This is a genomic window from Streptomyces sp. V1I1, from assembly GCF_030817355.1.
In the GTDB taxonomy this organism is placed as follows: domain Bacteria; phylum Actinomycetota; class Actinomycetes; order Streptomycetales; family Streptomycetaceae; genus Streptomyces.
In genome coordinates, this window is the sequence record NZ_JAUSZH010000001.1 from 2,588,334 (window position 1) to 2,601,690 (window position 13,357).

The following is a 13,357-nucleotide window of genomic DNA, read 5'->3' on the forward strand; positions in this document are numbered from 1 at the left end:
CCTGGCCGAATGCGCATTCTTGTGACTGGTGGAGCGGGGTTCATCGGCTCGGAGTTCGTGCGTCAATTGATGACGGGCTCGCTCCAGATCGACGCTCCGCAGGTGACCGTGCTGGACAAGCTCACCTACTCCGGGGTGCAGGCCAATCTCGCCCCGGTCGCCGATCTGCCGGGCTACCGCTTCGTCCACGGCGACATCTGCGACCCCGCCGTGGTGGACGAGGTGATGGCGGGTCAAGACGCCGTGGTGCACTTTGCTGCCGAGTCCCATGTGGACCGCTCCATCGCGGGGGCAATGCCGTTCGTCATCACCAATGTGCTCGGCACCCAGGTGCTACTGGATGCTGCGCGTCGGCATCGGGTGGGGCGCTTCCTCCATGTGTCGACCGATGAGGTGTACGGGTCGATCAGCGAGGGCTCATGGGCCGTCGGCCAGCCGCTCGCGCCCAACTCCCCCTACGCCGCGTCCAAGGCGGCCTCCGATCTCATGGTGCTGGCGCACCACCGCACCCACGGCATGGACGTCGTGGTCACCCGCTGTTCCAACAACTACGGGCCGTACCAGTTCCCTGAGAAGGTCATCCCCCTGTTCACGACCCGGCTGCTGGCCGGGGAGCCGGTACCTCTCTACGGTGACGGCTCCAACGTCCGCGACTGGCTGCATGTCAGCGACCACTGTCGCGGCCTGGCCCTGGCGCTGACCCGGGGCCGCGCTGGACAGGTCTATCACCTGGGCGGCGGGCAGGAGTTGAGCAATCTGGAGCTCACCGCCGAGCTGTTGCGGGCTACCGGAGCGAGCCGGGAGTTGGTCGAACAGGTGGCCGACCGTAAAGGCCACGATCTGCGCTACTCGCTGGACATCAGCGGCAGCCGGCAGGAGCTGGGCTACGAGCCACAGATCCCCTTCGCCCAGGGGTTGGCCGAGACGGTCGCCTGGTACCGCGACAACCATGCCTGGTGGGAGCCACTCCTGGTATCGGCGGCTGTCGCATGAATGGCTGCTGACCGGCACCCGCACACGCGCGGCCGGGTGCGCCTGGCCGTCGCCGTAGCCGGAGTTCATGTCGCCTCGGTGCAGGGCGACCACGGTCGCGCGCTGCCGGCCGTTGGGCCGGCAGCCGTCGGCGTCCAGGACGATCCAGGACGATGCGTCCGACTCGCGGGAACTGAGCCGGCGGGACATGGCTCCTCCCTGCGAGGGTCTCAGAGTTTCACGGCGCCGGAGTTGACGCAGGAGAGCAGGGTGCGGGCCTGGACGTTCACGTAGTGTCCATGCGCGGTGAGCGAGTTGAGCTGGCCGACGGTCACCCACTGGTAGCCGGACTGCGGATCGAGCGGGGCCGTGGCCTCGTCGGCCTCCACGAACAGATAGCGGATCTCCGCGTTCAGGAACCTGCCACCCTCCTCCGAATGGACCGCTTCGTAGCGGATGCGCCCGTCGCCCGGGGCGGCCGACACCATGTCGAGGAACGGGGGCCGGTGCTCGGCCGGCTGATGCTCCCAGTTCTCCGGTGTGCACTGGACCGTCGGTGCCAGCTCGACCGTGTCGAGGTAGCCGCCCTCCACCTTGGCGTGGACCAGCAGATGCGGTACGCCGCCAATGCGGCGGAACAGGAACGCCGCGATGCCCGTCCCGCAGGGCTCGAGCAGGGGCTGTGCCCAGCCGGTGACCTCGCGGCTGCCCGCCTCGACCGCGACTCCGGTCACCCGGAAGTAGCGGCCGTCCGGGCGCCCGAGACCCTCCGCGTCGCGCTCCCAGCCGCCCACGTCGGCCAGCGGGATGCGGCGCACCTCCACGTCGTGGCGTGCGCGCTCCGCGGTGAACCAGGAAAGCAGTTCCGTGTCGGAACACAGCGCGCCCGCTTCGGGCAGGGACATGGGGAAGCAGGAAATGACCGTACGCGCGTCCATGTTGACGACATTGTCGAGCCGTAGCAGCTCCCCGATCTGGCCGAGGGTCAGCCAGCAGAAGTCGTCGTCGACCGGCACATCGGCGTCCGTCTCCACCAGCATGTTCCGGTTGGACTTGCGGTAGAACCAGGAGCCGTGCTCCGACTGGAGCGAGTCGCTGAGCACCCGGCCGCGGCCGGGCCGCACGAAGTGGTCGAGGTACTTCACCTTCGAACCCTGGTGTACCCGCTGGTAGTTGCTGCGGGTAGCCTGCACCGTGGGCGAGAGTTGGAGGAGGTTGCGGTTGCCCGGCTCCATCTTCGCCTGCATCAGGAAGTGCAGGACCCCGTCGAACTCCTTGGCGAGTATGCCGAGTATCCCCACCTCGGGCTGGCGGATGATGGGTTGGCACCAGTCAGGTATCGGACCGTCGTCGACGGCGACCGACAGTCCCACCACGGAGAAGAACTTGCCGCTGCGGTGACCGAGGTCTCCGGTGCCGGGTGCGAAGGACCAGCCGTCCAGCTCGTCGAGTGGCACCCGCTCCACCTTGAAGTGATGGGCGCGGGCCCGCCCGGCGAGCCAGTCGGCGACGTCCTCGGTGCGCATCTGGTGGCCGCTTGCGGTCACCGCCGCCGACCGGGAGAGCCTGGCCGGCAGGGAGTGTTCGACGCGCGGGCGCAACAGCCTGGGGACGGTCTGCGTACTCACGACTGTGCCCGTTCGGTCTCGTCGGCGAGGAAGTCGACGGTGCTGCGCAGCGCCTCGGTGAGCGGGGTGCCGGGGCTCCATCCGGTGGCGCCGCGGAACGCCGAGGCGTCGATGGTCATGCTGGAGAAATCACCGGCCTCCGCGTGCGAGGGCGGCTCGACGGAAACCACCGGCACCGGCGACTTGCCCGTGCGCTCCGCGACCAGGGCGGCGACCTCCTCGAACACACCGCCCAGCGGCCGGCCCACGCCGGTACCGAGCAGCCAGTGCCGCCCGGCGAGCGCCTCGGCGTGGTCGGCGGCCGCGACGATGCCGCGGGCCACGTCCTCCACGTACAGCAGGTCGCGCCGAACCGTGCCGTCGTGCCACATCGTGATCGGCTCGCCGGCCAGCGCCCTGCGCGCCATCGCGGAGACGACGCCCCTGTCACGCGCGACGGAGTCCGGGCCGTAACCGAACAGGGTGGGCAGCCTGAGCGACGTACCGAGCAGCACGCCCCGGTCGTTGGCGGCGAGCAACAGCCGTTCCGCAGCCAGCTTCTGACGGTCGTACTCACCCGCTGGCCGGTCGGATTCGGTGCCGTCGAGTACGTCCTTGTCGCACGGACCGGCCTGCCCGACGGTCCCGGTGAACAGCACCTTCGTACGCGGCCCGTCCTTCTTGTCGGCGAGGACGTCGACGAGGTCGCGGATCAGGCCCACGTTGACGCGCTCGGCCGCCGTGTCACCGTCCTCGATACGCCAGGTCGACGTGGCGGCGCTGTAGAGGACCGTGTGCATGATGATGTCGGCGCCGTCCACGGCGGCGGCCATCTCTCCGGGCTCAGTGAGGTCGGCGGTGCGCACCTCGACCTCGGCGCGAGCGCCGGCCGGTACGGCGGCGGGCCTCCGCGAGACGGCCCTGATCCGCACCGGCCGCCGGGCCAGTTCACGCAGCACGGCGGAGCCGAGAAAGCCGGTGGCTCCGAGCAGGGTGATGAGCGGGGGCTTCACGGCCACAGCTCTGCCTCCACCTTCTTGCATGCCTCGTACTCCGGGAGCATGCCCAGTTCCCTGGCCTCGGCCAGGGTGGGGGCCGCGGCGTCCCGCTCGGACTGGGCGAATTCGTAGCCCTCTGGGAGGGTCAGGCCCAGTTCCGGGTCGAACGGCGAGATCGAGTACTCGTTCTCGGGGATGTAGCCGCCCGCCATCACGTACACGACCATCGAGTCGTCCTTCAGGGACAGGAAGGCGTGTCCGACTCCGTCCGGGACGTACAGGGCCTTGCAGCTGTCGCCGCCCAGTTCGGTCGTCCGCCAGTGGCCGAAGGTCGGCGAACCCAGCCTCAGGTCGATCAGATAGTCCTGCACCCGGCCGTACGGGCAGTAGACATACTTGGCCCGGCCGGGGGGCGTCTTCGTGAAGTGGATGCCGCGGAGCACTCCGCGCGCGGATATGTTGTGGCTGATGTCTCGCACCGGGAAGATCGTCCTGCCCACGCCCTCGGTAAAGGGGGCGTCCTGGTACGGCGACGAGAAGAGCCCGCGGTGGTCCTTGTAGACCGGGGGCGTGAACTCGAAGACGCCCTCGATGTCAAGCTGCTGCACCTGCATGGTGCTCACTCCTTTCACTGATGTGGTCACAGGGCGGCCAGAACGTCGCGCAGGGCGGCGATGGTCTTCTCCTGCACGGCCTCGGGCAGCGAGGGGTACATCGGCAGCGAGAAGATCTCGCCGGCCAGTTTCTCGGTGACCGGCAGCGACCCCGGGCGCCAGCCCAGGTGCTCGAAGCCGGACATGGTGTGCACCGGCCACGGATAGCTGATGTTGAGGGAGATGTCGTACGCCTTGAGCGCCTCGAGGATCTCGTCGCGCCGCGGGTGGCGGACGACGTACACGTAGTAGACGTGGCTGTTGCCCTCGTTGGTGGCGGGCAGTTGCAGTCCGCCGGGGCCGGTCAGGTCGCCGAGGCCTTCCTCGTAGCGGCGGGCCACCGCGCCCCGGCCATCGATGTACGTGTCGAGGCGGCCGAGCTTGCCGCGCAGGATCTCGGCCTGCACCTCGTCCAGGCGGGAGTTGTGGCCCGGCGTCCTCACGACGTAGTAGACCTTGTCCATGCCGTAGTAGCGCAACTGCCGCAGGTTTCGGTCGATCTCCTCGTCGGAGGTGATCACCGCGCCGCCGTCGCCGTAGGCGCCGAGCACCTTGGTCGGGTAGAAGGAGAATGCCGCCGCGTCACCCATCGTGCCGGCGAGCCTGCCGCCGTGGCGGGCCCCGTGGGCCTGCGCGCAGTCCTCCAGGATCTTCAGGCCGTGCTTGTCCGCGATTCGCTTCAGCGGCGCCATGTCGGCGCACTGGCCGTACAGATGGACCGGCAGCAGCACCTTGGTGCGCGGCGTGATGGCAGCCTCGACCTGGTCGGTGTCGATGAGGAAGTCCTCTTCGCGAACGTCCACGAACACCGGTGTCGCACCGGTGCCGACGATGGCGATGACCGTCGGCGCCGCCGTGTTGGACACGGTGATGACCTCATCGCCCGGCCCGACACCGAGGGCCTCGAGTGCCAGCTTGAGGGCGTTGGTTCCGTTGTCGACGCCCGTGCAGAAACCTGCGCCGTGGTAGCTGGCGAACTCCTCCTCGAAACCCCTGACGCTCTCGCTGAGCACAAGGCGGCCGGAGGCGAAGACCTTCTCGACCGCAGCGAGAATGTCGTCCTTCTCCTTCTCGTACTCAGGCAGATAGTCCCAGACATGAATGGTCACGGGTTCTCCTCGTGTTCATAGGATGTGCGTGCGGGGGCCCGGACAGTGGTGAGGGGGGCGTCGGCCTCCGCTGAAGCCGGCATGATTTCCCAGGCACCCACCATGCCCAATGGATGGATTCTCAGAGGCGGTTTCCTGCTGCGGCCCGAGTTCGCCTTCCGGCCACGTCATGGGGACCGTCCGGCCGGTCCAACAGGTCCAACAGGTAGGCGCCGTAGCCGCTTTTCAGCAAGGGCCCGGCCAGGGTACGCAATTGGGCGTCATCGATTAAGTCCATTCGCCATGCGACCTCTTCGACGCAGCCTATCTTGAAACCCTGGCGCTGCTCCACCACCCGGACATATTCCGAGGCCTGCACAAGGGCCTCGAATGTCCCGGTGTCCAGCCAGGCGGCCCCTCGGTCGAGGACGGTCACCTGAAGAGCGCCCAGCCGCAGGTAGGTCTCGTTGACGGCGGTTATCTCCAACTCCCCTCGTGTGCTGGGGCGTAGCGCCTTGGCAATGTCCACGACCTCGTGGTCGTAGAAGTAGAGGCCGGGTACGGCGTAGCGGGACTTCGGCTGTTGCGGCTTCTCCTCGATGGAGATCACCTTGCCGTACTCGTCGAATTCCACCACGCCCAGCTGGGAGGGGTCGGCGACCGGATAGGCAAAAATGCGGGCGCCGCTCAGCCCCTTGTTCTCGGCGAGCCTGGTGCCCAGTCCGTTGCCGTGGAAGATGTTGTCACCCAGGATCAATGCCACCGGCTGGTCCCCGATGAATGGGGCGGCCAGCAAGAGTGCTTGGGCAATCCCTTCCGGACGTTCCTGCACCGCGTATTCGAGATGCATGCCCCATTGACTCCCGTCGCCCAGAAGCCGTTGAAACTGCTCCTGATCCTGACGAGTGGTCACGATCAACACCTCGGTGATCCCGGCCATCATCAGGGTCGACAACGGGTAATAGACCATCGGTTTGTCATAGATGGGCATGAGCTGCTTCGACACCGTGAGGGTGAGCGGCCACAGCCGCGAGCCGGTCCCGCCCGCGAGAAGAATTCCGCGCATGGCGCTATAGCCCCGTCCCGCCAGAACCCGGCTGTTTTCGATGCTCTTCCTGCGCCGAGGCACGCCGCGGCTCGGCGCTCGAGGTGATACCCAACTTCCTGTATGTCCGGTTCACATGCCACTCCACGGTCCTGATCGTGACGACGATGAGCAACTACGGTTCTTCAACGCCCCGAACGGGCGATCGCGACGCTGGTCAACAGCGGATCGGCCGGCGTCACCGCCGGCTCACCACCCGGGGTCCTGGTGCTCGAGCGTCAGCTTCTCCAGCAGCGGGACCACGTCACTCGGAGCCGGATCGGCCAGCATCTCCCGGCGAAGCCGTTCGGCGCCGTCCGAGAAGTGCGACTCCTCAAGCAGCCGCCGCAGGCCCTCCCGCAGAGTGGCCGAAGTCAACTCGGCGGAGGGGATGACAAGACCGGCACCGACCTCGGCGGTCCGCCTGGCCCGGTAGAAGTCGTCCCAGACCGACGGGAAGATGAGCTGCGGCACCCCGGAGGCGCACGCGGTCGACCACGTTCCCGCGCCGCCGTGGTGCGCGATCGCCGAGCAGGTCGGCAGCAGCGCGTGCAGGGGGACGAAGTCGACAGCCCGCACGTTGTCGGGCAACCGCGGGACCTGCTCGCGCTGGGCGGCGTTGAGGGTGGCGACGATCTCGACGTCGAGATCGGCGACGGCGTCGAACATGTTCGACAGCGAAGCGGTCAGGTGCTCGGCGCCGCCCCGCGACGTGATGCCCATGGTGAGGCAGACGCGCGGGCGGGCCGGCGGCTCGCGCAGCCAGTCCGGTACGACGGCGGTGCCGTTGTACGGGATGTAGCGCATCGGCAGCGTGCGCTCGCCGAGCGGCAGTCGGACGCCGGAAGGCATCTGGTCGATCGTCCACTGCCCCCGGACCAGCCGCTCGTCGAAGACCAGCCCGTAGCGATCGAGCACACCACCGAGCCACTGAGCCAAAGGGTCGGTCCGCTGGGCCGCGGGTCGGTTCGCGAGCTCCCGCAGGAACCTCTGCCGCTGGTCGAGGAAGAGGTCCGCGCCCCACAGCAGCCGGGCGTGCGCCGCCCCGGTGACCTCCGCCGCGATGGCGCCCGCGAGCGTGAACGGCTCCGAGATCACCAGGTCCGGACGCCAGGCGCGGGCGAACCGCACCAGCCCTTCGATCATCGAGTCGTTGTTGGCCCGGCGAAAGAACCTGTTGGTCACCTCTTCATGCAGTGGCTGGAGAAACTCCCAGTGGTCCATCTCGGGCCGGGCCGGATCGAGGTCGAGGGTGGCGTCCCACTCCGTCTCGGTGCCGGCGAGGGCATCGAGCACGGTGTGGTCGTCCCCCACCGGCACGGCGGTCAGCCCGGCCGCGTTGATGGTGCCGGTCAGTGCCGGCTGGCTGACGATCCGCACCTCGTGGCCGGCCGAGCGCAGGGCCCAGGCGAGCGGGACCTGGCCCAGGAAGTGGGCGTCCAGGGCGAATGACGTGAAGATGACGCGCACGGCGGTCCTCACTCCTCTCTGTGCGGGGGTAGGTCAGGACGTGCCGATCTCGGTGTCGATCAGCGCGAACATCTCGTCGTCACTTGCGGATTCGATCTCCTCCCGGCTGGTCGTGCCGTCCTCGGCGGCGCCCCACTTCACCAGCAGGGTCTGCAACCGGGCGGTCAGGGCGGACCGTTCGGCGCCGGCCGGGTTCGCAGTGGTGAAGGCCTCGTCGAGCCGGTCGAGTTCGGCGAGGAGCGCCTCCGACGGAGCGGGGGCGTCCCCGAGAAGCTCCGCCCGGACGAAGGCGACCAGTGCGGCCGGGTTCGGGTGCTCGAAGACCAGGGTCGTCGACAGCCGCAGGCCCGTAGCGGCGGTCAGCCGGTTGCGCAGCTCCACCGCGGTCAAGGAGTCGAAGCCGAGGTCCTTGAAGGGCCGCCCCGGGTCGAGGAGCGCACCCGACTCGTGGCCCAGGACGCCCGCGATCTCGGCGTGGACGAGTTCGGCGAGAGCCTGCTCCCGCCGGACGGGCGGCATATCCGCCAGCCTCTCGGCCAGGCTTCCGCCGTCGTGGCCACCTGCGGCCGTCGCACGCCGCGCCGGCGCCGCGGCCAGCTCCCGCAGGATCGGACGTACGCCGCCCGTGCTGTCCCGCAGGGACCGCGGATCGAGCCGGACCGGGACCTGGGCGGCGTCGCCGCCGAGGACAGCGGCGTCGAACAGGGCGAGTCCCTGCTCGTCGGTCATGGGCAGCAGCCCTCCGCGCGCCAGCCTTCTGCGCTCGGCTGTGCCGAGGTGGCCGGTCATGCCGCTGTCCTGCTCCCACATGCCCCAGGCCAGCGAGGTCGCCGGAAGGCCGGTGGCGCGCAGCCTGGTGGCGAAGGCGTCCAGGAAGGCGTTGGCCGCGGCGTAGTTGCCCTGGCCGGGACCGCCGAGAAGGCCCGCCACCGACGAGAACAGCACGAACGCCCTCAGGTCCGCGCCCCGGGTGAGCTCGTCCAGGTGCACCGCGGCGTCCACCTTGGGCGCCAGGACCGCGTCGATCCGGGCCGGGGTGAGCGCTTCGATCACGCCGTCGTCCAGGACGCCCGCAGCGTGCACGACCGCGTGCAGGGGGCGTTCGAGCCCGTCCAGGACCGCGGCCAGGCAGTCCCGGTCGGACACGTCGCAGGACATGAAGGCCACCGACGCGTCGGAGTCGGACAGTTCATCCGCCAGTTCTCGGGTGCCCGGCGCATCGGGCCCGCGGCGCGACAGGATCGTCAGGTGCCGGACGCCGTGCTCGGCCACGAGATGCCGGGCCAGCAGCCGGCCCAGCCCGCCGTTGCCCCCGGTGATCAGGACGGTGCCCTCGGGGCCGGCGAGCGGCCGTGGCTCGGTCTGAAGTCGCTTCGCACGTACCAGCCGCAGCGCATGCAGCGTGGTTGCCCGGATCATCAGCTCGGGTTCACCGGTCGCCACGGCGGCGGGCACGAGAGAGATGCCCTCCTCGGCGTCCACATCGACGAGGACGAACCTTCCGGGATGCTCCGACTGAGCCGATCGGACCAGCCCCCACACGGCTGCCTGTGCCGGATCCGTCGCGTCCTCCCCCACCGCGCCGCGGGTGACAACGGCCAGGCACGCGCCGGCGAAACGCCGGCTCGCCGTCCAGCGCTGCACGAGGTCGAGCACACGATGGGTGTGCTCGCGGGTGGCGACGCTCAGCGTTCCCGGGACATCGGCAGTCAGCCTGACGGCGACCACAGCCGGGACCGGCGCGGAGTCCGGGATGTCGTCGACATCGTCGACGAAGACGACATCGGCAGGTCGCGGCGACGGAATCGGCTTCCAGGCCGGCCGGTAGAGCATGGAGGATTCGGCAGTTCTGCCCGTGGCCGGCCGGGCTTCGGCGAGCGGCCGCACCACGACCGACGCCACCGACGCGACCGGGGCGCCGTCGGCGTCGCAGATGTCGAGCGATGTCGCCCCCGTCCCCGTACGGGTGAGTCGCACCCGCACCCGGGAGGCGTGCTTGGCGTGCACGCTGACGCCGGACCAGACGAAGGGGAGCTGCGGAGACTCGTCCTCCGCGTCGGCCAACGCGGCGTGCAGCGCCGCGTCGAACACTGCCGGGTGCAGCACAAACCCTTCCGAGGCCACGCCGTCCGGCAGGGTCACCTCGGCGAAGGTCTCCTCCCCCGCACGCCAGGCCCGGCGAAGCCCGCGAAAAGCCGGACCGTAGCGTACGCCGGTGTCCTCCAGGCGCTCGTAGAGGCCGGTGAGATCCAGCTCCGGCGCCGAGGGCGGCCACTGCCGCAGATTCACCGGCTCCGCCTTGCCCTCGGGCGACAGCGTTCCCGTCGCGTGCAGGGTCCAGTCCGTGTCCTCGGGCTCCGCGTCGTCGGCCGAGTACACACCGATCGTCCGGGCGCCCGTCGGGTCCGGGCCGCCGACGGTCACGCGCAGGCGTATGCCGCCGGTGGCTGTCAGGGTGAGTGGCGCGAGGATCGTCAGTTCCTCGACCAGGTGACATCCCACCTGGTCCCCGGCGCGTACCGCGAGTTCGACGAATGCCGTGCCAGGCAGCACGGCCGCATCGTGGACGGCGTGGTCGGCCATCCAGGGGTGCGTGTCGAGCGACAGCCTGGACGCGAAGAGGTAGCCGCCCGAGTCCGGCAGGGCGGTACCCGCGCCCAGGAGGGCGTGTCCGGGCGCGTCCAGGCCGAGGCCCATCGCGTCGACGTTGACCGTCTCTGGGCTGTCGAGCCAGAACCGCTGCCGCTGGAAGGCGTAGGTCGGCAGGTCGAGACGGCTGCGGCCCTCGCCGTGCACCGCTTGCCAGTCGATCTCCACACCGTGCGCATGGGCGGTGGCCACCGACGTCAGGAACCGGCCGATGCCGCCGTCGTCGCGGCGCAGTGACCCGAGCACCGCGGCTTCGACGCCCGCCTCGCCCACGATGTCCTGCAGGGTCATCGTCAGGACCGGATGGGCGCTGCACTCGATGAAGACCCGGTGCCCATCGGCCAGCAGGGCCGCCATGGCGCCCGTGAAGTCGATCGGGCGGCGTGCGTTCTCGTACCAGTACCGTGCGTTCAGATCGGTTTCCTCGAGGAGGGCGCCGGTGACGCTGGAGTAGAACGCGATCGTGGCCTGCTTCCGCGGGCGCAGCCCGTCGAGCACCGTCAGCAGCTGCTCCCGCACCTCCTCCACGTGCGAGCTGTGCGAGGCGTACGCGATCGGGATCCGCCGGGCCGGCACTCCCTGCGCCTCACACTCCGCCAGCAGTTCCAGCACCGCCGCGAGATCGCCCGCGACGGCAGTGACGGCCGGGCCGTTGTACGCGGCGATCGTGAGCCGGTCGCCCCAGGAGCCGATCAAGGATGCGGTCTCGTCGGCGGACCTGGGCACGGACGCCATCCCGCCACGTCCGGCCAGGGTGGCTCCGATGATCTGGCTGCGCCGGGCGACGATCCGGACCGCGTCCTCGAGGCTCAGTGCGCCCGCGACGTAGGCGGCCGCGATCTCGCCCTGCGAGTGGCCGACCACCGCCGCCGGTTCGACGCCGAAGGAGCGCCAGTGCTCCGCCAGCGACACCATGACGGAGAACAGGGCCGGCTGTACCACCTCGCCCCGTTCCAACGCCTCGGCGTCGTCCAGGACTTCCAGCAGATCCCAGTCGACGTACTGGGCGAACGCGTCGGCGCAGCGCCGCATCGACTTGGCGAACACCGGGGAGGTTTCGAGCAGTTCCCGGCCCATTCCCACCCACTGGCTGCCCTGGCCGGGGAACACGAACACCACGTTGCCGTCTGCCGCCCTGCCCGACACGGCGTTCGCGGCGGTTGTCCCGTCCGCCACCGCCGCAAGGCCGGCCATCAACTCGGCGCGGTCGGCGCCGACGGTGACGGCGCGGTGCTCGAGCGCCTCGCGGGTGGTCGCCAGCGACCACCCGATGTCGGCCGGGGCGGCGTCCGAGCCGGCCAGGGAGGAGAGCATCCGGGCGGCCTGTTCCCGCAGCGACGCCTCGTCGGCGGCGGAGACCGGCCACAGGACCGGCGCCGGGCCCGAAACGGAGCCACGCTCCTCGGACGCCTGCTCCTCGGGGGTCTCCTGGGCCTCGAAGATCTCCTGGGCCTCGGGGGCCTGTTCGAGGATGACGTGGGCGTTGGTGCCGCTCACGCCGAACGCGGACACCCCGGCCCGGCGCGAACGGCCGGCCTCCGGCCACGGCATCTGCTCGGTCAGCAGACGTACATCGCCCTCCGACCAGTCCACGTGGGGGGTCGGCTCGTCCACATGCAGCGTCCTGGGCAGCACGCCATGGCGAATCGCCTCGACCATCTTGATCACGCCGCCAACACCGGCGGCGGCCTGCGTGTGGCCGATGTTGGACTTCATCGAGCCCAGCATCAACGGCCGCGCGCGGTTCTGCCCGTATGTGGTCAGCAGGGCCTGCGCCTCGATCGGGTCGCCCAGCGTCGTTCCCGTGCCGTGCGCCTCGACGGCGTCCACGTCGGCAGCGGACAACCGCGCGTCGGACAGCGCCGCCTGAATCACCCTCTGCTGCGAGGGACCGTTCGGCGCGGTCAGGCCGTTCGACGCACCGTCCTGGTTCACCGCCGACCCGCGCACCACGGCCAGCACCTGGTGTCCGAGCCGGCGCGCGTCCGAGAGCCGCTCCAGTACCAGCACGCCCACGCCCTCGGACCAGCCGGTGCCGTCCGCCGCGGCCGCGAAGGGCTTGCAGCGTCCGTCCGGGGCAAGGCCGCGTTGGCGGCTGAACTCGACGAACAGCGAGGGCGTGGACATCACGGTGACGCCACCCGCCAGCGCCAGGGTGCACTCGCCGCGCCGCAGCGACTGCACCGCCAGGTGAATCGCCACCAGCGACGACGAGCAGGCCGTGTCCACCGTGACCGCGGGGCCCTCGAAGCCGAAGGTGTAGGACACGCGCCCGGACGCGACACTGCCGGCGCTGCTGGTGCCCAGATACCCCTCGTACTCTCCCGAACCCCCGGGCGCGGTCAGCCGACGCGTCCCGTAATTGCCTGCCATGAGCCCGGCGAAGACGCCGGTCCTGCTGCCCCGCAGGGACTGCGGGACGATACGCGCCCGCTCGACGGCCTCCCACGAGGCCTCCAGGAGCAGCCGGTGCTGCGGGTCCATCGTGACCGCCTCGCGGGGCGAGATCCCGAAGAACGCGGCATCGAACTCGGCGGCCCCGGCCAGGAACCCGCCGTTGCGGGCATAGGTGTGGCCGTGGCTGTCCGGGTCGTCGTCGAACAGGTTCGCGAGGTCCCAGCCCCGGTCGTCGGGGAACTCGCCGACGACATCGGCCTCGTCGGCCACGACGTTCCAGAGGTCCTCGGGGGAGGCGATCCCGCCCGGGTAGCGGCAGCTCATGCCAATGATCGCGATCGGTTCGGAGGCAGCCGCCAGCAGCTCGCGGTTGTGCTCCCGGAGCCGTTCGGTCTCCTTGACGGACGCCCTGAGCGCCTCAAGGAGGCGACTGTCGGAG

Annotated in this window: 7 protein-coding genes and 1 pseudogene; 1 reads left to right on the top strand and 7 read right to left on the bottom strand. The window is 70.0% G+C overall.

What is annotated here, in order from left to right:
* Positions 1-9 precede the first annotated feature (9 nt).
* Entirely contained in the window at positions 10-993 is a 984-nt protein-coding gene (rfbB, locus tag QFZ67_RS12245) for a dTDP-glucose 4,6-dehydratase (RefSeq protein WP_307661112.1), read from the top strand.
* A 209-nt stretch (positions 994-1,202) separates the two neighbouring features.
* Here the strand turns inward: rfbB and QFZ67_RS12250 are convergent, their stop codons facing one another.
* The 7 genes and pseudogenes from QFZ67_RS12250 to QFZ67_RS12280 all read right to left on the bottom strand — a co-directional run.
* Positions 1,203-2,600: an NDP-hexose 2,3-dehydratase family protein gene (locus tag QFZ67_RS12250; protein ID WP_307661113.1), complete on the bottom strand. Its 1,398-nt coding sequence runs from the start codon at positions 2,598-2,600 to the stop codon at positions 1,203-1,205.
* On the bottom strand, positions 2,597-3,598 hold the full coding sequence (locus QFZ67_RS12255) for an NAD(P)-dependent oxidoreductase (protein WP_307661114.1): 1,002 nt from the start codon (positions 3,596-3,598) through the stop codon (positions 2,597-2,599). The genes QFZ67_RS12250 and QFZ67_RS12255 overlap by 4 nt, the downstream gene beginning before the upstream one ends.
* Entirely contained in the window at positions 3,589-4,191 is a 603-nt protein-coding gene (locus QFZ67_RS12260; protein WP_307661115.1) for a dTDP-4-dehydrorhamnose 3,5-epimerase family protein, read from the bottom strand. The genes QFZ67_RS12255 and QFZ67_RS12260 overlap by 10 nt, the downstream gene beginning before the upstream one ends.
* A gap of 26 nt (positions 4,192-4,217) precedes the next feature.
* Positions 4,218-5,339, bottom strand: coding sequence for a DegT/DnrJ/EryC1/StrS aminotransferase family protein (locus QFZ67_RS12265; RefSeq protein WP_307661116.1), 1,122 nt, complete (start codon positions 5,337-5,339; stop codon positions 4,218-4,220).
* 121 nt (positions 5,340-5,460) lie between these two features.
* The gene (gene rfbA, locus QFZ67_RS12270; RefSeq protein WP_307661117.1) at positions 5,461-6,384 is read right to left on the bottom strand and encodes a glucose-1-phosphate thymidylyltransferase RfbA; all 924 of its coding nucleotides are present in this window, start codon (positions 6,382-6,384) and stop codon (positions 5,461-5,463) included.
* Positions 6,385-6,612: 228 nt separating this feature from the next.
* Entirely contained in the window at positions 6,613-7,872 is a 1,260-nt protein-coding gene (locus QFZ67_RS12275; RefSeq protein WP_307661118.1) for an activator-dependent family glycosyltransferase, read from the bottom strand.
* A 33-nt stretch (positions 7,873-7,905) separates the two neighbouring features.
* Positions 7,906-13,329: pseudogene (locus QFZ67_RS12280) on the bottom strand (SDR family NAD(P)-dependent oxidoreductase); the annotation flags it as partial.
* Positions 13,330-13,357: the final 28 nt, after the last annotated feature.